This window comes from Terribacillus saccharophilus (assembly GCF_046592595.1).
GTDB classification, from domain to species: Bacteria; Bacillota; Bacilli; order Bacillales; family Amphibacillaceae; genus Terribacillus; species Terribacillus saccharophilus_C.
Genome location: NZ_JAWVPF010000011.1, coordinates 51508 through 58883 on the forward strand (window position 1 = coordinate 51508; position 7376 = coordinate 58883).

Below are 7376 nucleotides of genomic sequence, written 5' to 3' on the forward strand. Positions count from 1 at the left end.
TTTATTCGCCTTCCTTTTGCATTGGGATAGAGAAAGATGGAGATGATCCAGACTTCCCTCCGTTGTTATAGAATTCCGGTACTTGCCCTTGTATCACCGTACTTCCGAGCAGCACATCCTGCGTGACGGTTGTCGTCTTCGTGGAAAACGGAATGATGATTCGAACATTCGCTTTGATTTCAACCATGAAGACAAACATCGCGTTATTTATGCCGTATTCTTCCACCTTTACATCAACGCCTGATTCTACATATCCGATCATTTCGAATTTCACTGGAATCCTGGGACCTAGATTAGCAAGCAAAGCATTATTGGTTGCCTGACCAAGCGGTATATCGACGAGCGTCGGATCCTCCTCCAATTTCTCCTGGATAACATCCGCTGCTGCTTCCTCCGCAAGCTGCTCCTCGCTTACTGCCGGCATTTCACCATCTTCCATCAGCCGCAGATAGTTTTGTACACGAAAGGTCACTTTCCGCAGGACCTCGTTCACAGTTGCGGCATCCCAGCTGGCATGTGTCACATTCCCGTTGGTATCTTTCTCAACTTGCACAAATGCATTCAAGTCCAAATCCGCTTCCTTTTCTGCTTGTACAGCCTGGTTTATCGCCTGTTTGGCAAACTGCTCTGTCTTTGTTTCTGCAATAGCCATAAGTGTGGGCTCCAATCCCCTATTCACTAGCCAAAGGCTTAAACTAGTGAACAGCAGGAATAACAGCAGGGTCATCAGGAGCACATGACGAAAGGAAGGTGATGCCTTATAAGCTCTGCGCTGCCATGGACGCATGGAAAAAACCCCCTCGAATCAAGCATATGCTTGACCAAAGGGGGTTAGAATAGGCTAGTTCATCTCTGCAGATGTCGAACAAGCTACTACCGTTATATTCAAATGCTCATACAAGTCCACTTCATACGGTACAGGTTCTGTACCATCCGCTTCTTCGAGAATCCGGATGATAGGTCTTGTATTGATATCTTTATTTTGGCGGATAACAATTCCCATTCGTCCATCACTCAGACGGACAGTAAGCCCAGTCGGGTAAATTGCGACGCTTCGCTTGAAGGCCTCGACCATCTCCAAATCGAACTGATCCCCTGCACCTGCAAATAATATTTCCAACCCTTCATGCGGCAGCATAGCATCGCGGTAGACACGATTGCTCGTGACAGCATCGAAGACATCAGCTATGCCAATGATCTTCGCATACAAATGAATATCCGCCCCGCTGATACCCCGTGGATATCCAGAGCCATTTATCCGTTCATGATGCTGATATGCGCAATGCGCGACCACCAGCGGGATATTATTCATCTTGCGCAAATAATGAAAACCCTTTGTTGTGTGTTCTTTGATCTGCTCGAATTCCGAATCAGTCAGTTTGCCAGTCTTTTGCAAAACTTCCTGAGGTACGAACATTTTCCCTACATCATGGAGGATCGCACCGAAACCGATTTCCTCTACAACAGGAACCGGAAGTTTCATTTCATTGGCGATGGCCATCGCATATAACGCGACGTTTACCGAATGGGCGAATATATAATCATCATATATGAGCATATCGGAAAGAATCGTCAATGTTTGGCGTTTTGGCCGCAAATTACTGACCATCTCCTGGATGGAACTCGTCATTTTGTCTGTCATTTTTTCGGTCAAATACCGTCCATTGTCGCTCTTCTTGATTTCCTGGAAGCTCTTATGGATAACCTGCATCGCCTTCAGCCGTTTTTCATTGGAAGTGGAGAAGTAAAGCTCGATATCCTGCAGCCTGTCGTCTCGGATATAGACGTAGGTATATCGCAGCTCTCGCAAGCGATCGATAATATTTACTGTCAACTCCACATCCCGTTGGATGAGAATACTGCCTTTATCATTATATACGGGTTGAGCGAGCTTACTGCCGGGCTTTACCGATTTTGTCGAAACTAGTCTCATTGACGTACCCCTTATCTTCTCCGACATTCCATTCTGATAAAATAGTACCAGAAAAACGGAAAACAATCTAGATTGAGAGTACGCGCTTCGACAATTTTTTTAAGGCAAGAGAAGTAAAGCTTCTTTTCCGATGATCCCAGGCTTCCAGCCATATGCGGCTGATGCTTCTGTCACCTTTTCAAGCGGCGCTGCCAGCAGCTGCTCGATTGTTCTTACTCCGACTGCCCTGCCGGATATAATGTTGCGATCAGCCAGTTTTTCATTCAGCAAATCGACATCCAATGCACCGCACATTATATAACCGACATCATTCGACACAACGAGCAAGGTTGTCTTAGGCAATATGACAGTCACAGCGGTAAAGGGCTTGCCATCTAAAAATAAAGGTTCAACAGTCATCAATTTAAATACACCTCCGTTATATCCTATGTAGGAGAAACGGAGGTGTTTGCTCATTTTTCTATTTCCTGAAACGCCTCCAGGAGCAAATCCCGCAGCATTTCCGGCATGAAATATTTCTTGCCTTCTGCTTCCTTAATATTTGGCAGCAAGCTGCCAAAAGTGAAAGTATCCGCCATAGCGGTCGTGTAAAGCTTATTAGGGTCAAGCGGCTTACCGTGTATCTTCACGTTCACTGCCACTGGTTTTGCTTCTGTTCCTTGCATATCAAACGTCAGTCCGCTGTAAATCATCTTGCCGATCACCTTCCCGCGGAAGCCGAAGCCCTTTAGAGGGAAAGAAATAAAATCAGGCTGCAATGCGGCATTTACGATTTGTTCCAGAGCTTCACCTGTTAACGGAACTGTTGCCGGATTGATCGGATGCGGACAGATCCGGTGAATATCCATATAAGAAATAGCTCCTGCGGGGAAGCTGTCAAGCAGCACCCCCGCATTTAGAAATGCAAGATCTGCCTTTGTCCATCTGCGCAGATAATCAGTCAATAAATCCATTGCACGCGAAGCCTCATAAGGAGATGATGGCATTGGATCTGGTAAAACGACAGCTGGACGATGCATTGCTTTTGCTGCGTTTTCCGAATACTCAGCCACCTGCTCCGCTGTATCTGCATCATCTTCCAGCTCTGCAACAGGAATGGCCCTGGCACGCTTATCTATGATGCATCTTTTCCCTGTGTCCCAGATGATTTCCACTTCTCCCAAATAGAAGCCTTGTTTGCCTGCTGTCGTAATCAGACATTGGTTCACATATTCTCCTTCATGAAGCAGATGATGTGTATGCCCGCCAACAATCACATCGATTTCCGGAAATGCTGCAGCTATATCCCTATCTGCATAGATCCCAAGATGCGAAAGCAGCACAACCACATCGCAAGAAGATCGAAGAGGACCTATCTCACGCTCCAGAACTTCCATCGGGTCCTGGACGTTCCAGCCGATCAGATTATAAAAATCCGGAAATGGAGCTGTCAATCCGATCATGCCGACTTTCACACCGCCAGCTGTTTCGACTACCCAGGATGACTCCATCCAGCTCGGATCTTTTCCAGTCTTTGTATGCAGGTTTGCTACTGCAACCCGGAACTCCGCCTCATCGTACAAATGATAAAGGTCATCATAGTCAAGTGTGATTCCTTCATTATTGCCGATTGTTGCGAAATCATAGCCGGCTTCGTTCAGCAGGCTGATATTTGCCTTTCCTTTGAATGCCTCTGCTATCGGTCGTGAGCGATCGACATGATCCCCGATATCAATCAGCCAGCATGTCTCACCCGCATCCTTCAGCTTTTGTTTGTTTCCCTTCAAGTAGCCGACAATCTTCGGCCAGTTCTCGAAATAGCTATGCAAATCATTTGTGTAGTTGATAGTCAGCTTTTCCTGCATCCTTCTCTACTCCTTTATGACGACAAACCGTCCCAAATCAAACGGACAGCAACTAATACGAGCATGATACGCAATATCCAGACGACAGTATTTCCCTTCAGCATCTGATTGATCCTTGCCCCGAGAAATCCGCCGATAATCGCACCCGGAATAAACGCCCATACAACATTCCATTCCACATGTCCAAGGGAAATATGCGTAACGGTACTAACGATACTGAGGAAAAATACCATGAGCATACTTGTCGCAACAGCAACATGTGCGGGAAATCCGAATAGAAGGATCATGGCAGGCACCATGAAGCTGCCTCCTCCTATTCCGAACATACCGGAAAGCAGTCCGACAAACAAGGACAGCACAAACGCCGCCATGAATCGGAAGCTGTATGTATAAGTAGTTCCGTTGATCTCCTTTGTGACAATGATGCCTTTCGGGTTGATTACTTCACGTTCCTTGCGTTTTACGAAGAACATAAAGAAAACGAGAAGCACAAGAATACCAAAGTATAACGAAAAACCATCACCCGAGATAAAACGATTCAGGAATGAACCAAGAATAGCTCCTGGCAACCCTCCTGCTAAGAAAATAAGTCCGCTTTTGTAATCAACCCGTCCGCTTTTCATATATGTAAGCGTAGAAGACAGACCAGTAAAAATCATAAAGATAACAGATACACCGACGATTGCTTGCGGTGTAGCCCAGCTGAATTCATCCCAGAAGCTGCTCAAGATCAGCAGCGACGGTACAAGGATGATTCCTCCTCCCAAACCTACCAGACTGCCAAGCGCTGCTGCAAGGAGCCCTACTAGTAAACTTACGGCAAATACCATGCGTATCCCTTCCATCTTTTCAACGTATTAAAAAAAGTATGACTGCCTACTGCAGTCATACCATTATAACAGAATTTATTTGTATTTGACTGACCCGCCGTTCACCGGGAATTCTGCTCCTGTGACATATGTCGCTTTATCTGAAGCTAAGAAGACGATCACGTTGGCAATCTCTTCCGGTTTCCCGATCTCCCCGCGCGGAATCTGACGGACTTCCTTCGCGAAGTAGCTGACAGCCTCTTCCCCTTCTTTATCGAACATATCACTGAGCATATCCACCATGCCGCCTGGTTTATTCCACATCGTTGTACGTGTCGGACCAGGCGACACGACATTCACCCGGATATCTCCGCCAAACTCATCGGATAAAGCTTGTGTCAGATTCAGGATAGCTGCTTTACTGCTGCTGTAATCAATTGCAAACGAATCAGGCACATGTCCGCTCTCGGATGCCACATTGACGATGCTCGCTCCTGGCTGTTTCTTCAGCTCTGGAATAGCTGCCTTCGTTAAGGCTACAACAGCAAACAAATTCGTCTCAAAAGTCTCTCTCCATATATCCAATGTGACATCCATGAAACTATCTTTATACGTAGCAATTCCAGCTACATTTGCTAGAATATCCAGCTTTCCAAAATGAGAAACTGCAGCATCAACCACCTTCTCGGCAGCACCCTCATCCGTCAGATCCAGCTCCAATGGCAGGAATGAGGAATGATCCGCTATATCCTTCACATCCTCCACTGTTAAGCTGACACCAACCACCTTCGCTCCCTCATTCAGAAATGCTTTCACAGTTTCCAAGCCGATGCCATCATTGGCACCGGTCACGATGGCTACTTTGCCTTCTAAACTATAACTCATGGACTTCATCTCCTTTGTGTCTTCACATAAAGGAGATTTTCCCAGTCGAAAAGATCGCCAAACATTTTCTCTCTTTCAGCCGTTTTAAAATAGGCTTATATTGAGTTATTCCTTTCCTTAAAACGTTTTAAAGTAGCTACTATCAGAAAGCTGACTATCACTAATAAAAGCCATGAACTTACCTTACCTAAATGAACAAGGCTCCATGCTTCCGTTTGGTTCGGATATTCCCAAGCCCCGAAGAATGTAGCAATATTCTCAGCTATCCAAATAAAAAAGCCGATAAGTACAAAAGAAAGCGCAAGCGGCATTTTGTATCGGATTCCACCAACCTCGTATGTGACCCACGCCCGCCAAAAGACAATAAGTACAAGTCCAGATAACACCCACCGAATATCAAACCAGAAATGATGTGTAAAGAAATTCAAGTAAATCGCAGCTGCAAGTGGAACAACAGCCAGATACGACGGCCACTTCACAAGATCCACTTTAAGTCGTCTCCAAGCCTGGCAAAGATAACTTGCGACACTTGCATACATAAAGCCGCTATACAAAGGGACGCCGAAGATTTTGGAATAGCCTTCTTCGGGATAAGACCAGGAACCCATATGTACTTTGAATAACTCAAGCACAAGACCGATAATGTGGAAAACTGTAATTACCTTTAGTTCATCCCTCGTTTCAAGACCGGAGCGCAACATCAGTACTTGCATCAGAAGACAAATGATAAGCAGCCAATCATAACGCGACAGAAAGGGAAGCGGAATAAATTGAGTCAAAGCCAAAGATGCAAAAATCACGACCGGAAACAAACAGGATAGTGCCTGCTCCCACCCAAAACGGACAAGCTGCGTTAATGATCCCAGCGTTCTCTGAGCTAACTTTCTCTTTTGGAATGCAGGTAATTGCTGTTCTGCATCGTAAGTCAGGTTGCGATTTTTATACATAACCCTATCCCTCCGATATTTTCTTCTGCTTCCTCTATTGCACTATCACATTACACTTCATCAGTTCGGTATTCGAGAATATCCCCCGGCTGACAATCCAGAGCCTTACAAATAGCATCCAGCGTTGATACTCGAATTGCCTTTGCCTTTCCGTTTTTCAATATTGACAGATTCGCCATTGTAATTCCGACCTTCTCTGATAGTTCGGTAACACTCATTTTTCTTTTCGCAAGCATTACATCGATATTGATTATGATCGCCATGTTGTTCACCTCAGACCGTCAAGTCGTTTTCAGATTTTATATCGATGGCATTTTTCAAGAGCTTCTGAAGCACAGCAGCAAAGATTGCTACAACCAACGGCGCGAAGATAAGTGCCATTCCTACTAAAATAAGTCCTGGAGCATCGTCTCTCTCGGCAACGACATAAATTAGCGGCAGAAGTATTACGTAAACAATACTTATAGTCATAGCGCAGTACTTAATATTCTTTAATGCCTTAACAGAAAAATCGGAAAAAGCAATATTTTTGTCAATATATCCAAGCAGGCGGTAAGACTGATATAGAGCTAGAAAATATGCCAATGCCGTTACATATAATCCAACCAAAGCAGGATATTTCAAAAATTCAGCTTCCGGATAATAATCTGCCGAACCAAAAGCTATATTCGGAATTGCAAATATACATAAAGCAATAACCGGCAATGCCATAAGAAAGACAGCTAGCTTTAAAAAGAGTGTTTCACGTTTCATTAAGAGCACCTCACTTGTTTTCCTAAATACGATCTTAATATATTATTTATCGTTTTACAATAAATAATTATTAAAAAACAAAAATTATATGTTGATTCTAGTAAAAGAAGCCGTATTTTTTCTTCAAAAAAAGAATCATTTTAAACAACAAAAAAAGACGAACTCTAAGAGTTCGTCTTTTGCTGTAAAGCTATTAACCGATGGA

At 44.4% G+C, this 7376-nt stretch carries 9 protein-coding genes; all 9 read right to left on the bottom strand.

Annotation, left to right across the window (positions count from 1 at the left end):
- Position 1: 1 nt before the first annotated feature.
- A complete protein-coding gene (gene yunB, locus SFC25_RS17110) occupies positions 2–787 on the bottom strand; it encodes a sporulation protein YunB (protein ID WP_411216424.1) in 786 nt (261 codons plus the stop codon).
- 54 nt (positions 788–841) lie between these two features.
- Complete coding sequence (locus tag SFC25_RS17115) at positions 842–1933, bottom strand: HD-GYP domain-containing protein (RefSeq protein WP_411216425.1); 1092 nt, start codon at positions 1931–1933, stop codon at positions 842–844.
- A gap of 99 nt (positions 1934–2032) precedes the next feature.
- Positions 2033–2335, bottom strand: coding sequence for a YunC family protein (locus tag SFC25_RS17120; RefSeq protein WP_411216434.1), 303 nt, complete (start codon positions 2333–2335; stop codon positions 2033–2035).
- Between the two features lie 50 nt (positions 2336–2385).
- A complete protein-coding gene (locus SFC25_RS17125) occupies positions 2386–3777 on the bottom strand; it encodes a bifunctional metallophosphatase/5'-nucleotidase (RefSeq protein ID WP_411216426.1) in 1392 nt (463 codons plus the stop codon).
- Between the two features lie 14 nt (positions 3778–3791).
- Positions 3792–4607, bottom strand: a complete 816-nt coding sequence (locus SFC25_RS17130) for a sulfite exporter TauE/SafE family protein (protein ID WP_411216427.1) — start codon at positions 4605–4607, stop codon at positions 3792–3794.
- A gap of 75 nt (positions 4608–4682) precedes the next feature.
- Positions 4683–5471 carry an SDR family NAD(P)-dependent oxidoreductase gene (locus tag SFC25_RS17135; RefSeq protein ID WP_411216428.1) on the bottom strand — a complete coding sequence of 263 codons (789 nt, stop codon included), beginning with the start codon at positions 5469–5471 and terminating at the stop codon, positions 4683–4685.
- Positions 5472–5566: 95 nt separating this feature from the next.
- Positions 5567–6337: a DUF817 domain-containing protein gene (locus SFC25_RS17140; RefSeq protein WP_411216435.1), complete on the bottom strand. Its 771-nt coding sequence runs from the start codon at positions 6335–6337 to the stop codon at positions 5567–5569.
- Positions 6338–6468: 131 nt separating this feature from the next.
- A complete protein-coding gene (locus SFC25_RS17145) occupies positions 6469–6681 on the bottom strand; it encodes a helix-turn-helix domain-containing protein (RefSeq protein ID WP_095215914.1) in 213 nt (70 codons plus the stop codon).
- A gap of 10 nt (positions 6682–6691) precedes the next feature.
- Positions 6692–7171 (bottom strand): DUF2975 domain-containing protein, encoded by a 480-nt coding sequence (locus tag SFC25_RS17150; RefSeq protein WP_411216429.1) that lies wholly within the window; start codon positions 7169–7171, stop codon positions 6692–6694.
- Positions 7172–7376: the final 205 nt, after the last annotated feature.

Coding starts and splice junctions, on each gene's coding strand:
- yunB (WP_411216424.1), bottom strand. CDS start 787: ATGCGTCCATGGCAGCGCAGAGCTTATAAGGCATCACCTTCCTTTCGT.
- SFC25_RS17115 (WP_411216425.1), bottom strand. CDS start 1,933: ATGAGACTAGTTTCGACAAAATCGGTAAAGCCCGGCAGTAAGCTCGCT.
- SFC25_RS17125 (WP_411216426.1), bottom strand. CDS start 3,777: ATGCAGGAAAAGCTGACTATCAACTACACAAATGATTTGCATAGCTAT.
- SFC25_RS17130 (WP_411216427.1), bottom strand. CDS start 4,607: ATGGTATTTGCCGTAAGTTTACTAGTAGGGCTCCTTGCAGCAGCGCTT.
- SFC25_RS17135 (WP_411216428.1), bottom strand. CDS start 5,471: ATGAGTTATAGTTTAGAAGGCAAAGTAGCCATCGTGACCGGTGCCAAT.
- SFC25_RS17145 (WP_095215914.1), bottom strand. CDS start 6,681: ATGGCGATCATAATCAATATCGATGTAATGCTTGCGAAAAGAAAAATG.
- SFC25_RS17150 (WP_411216429.1), bottom strand. CDS start 7,171: ATGAAACGTGAAACACTCTTTTTAAAGCTAGCTGTCTTTCTTATGGCA.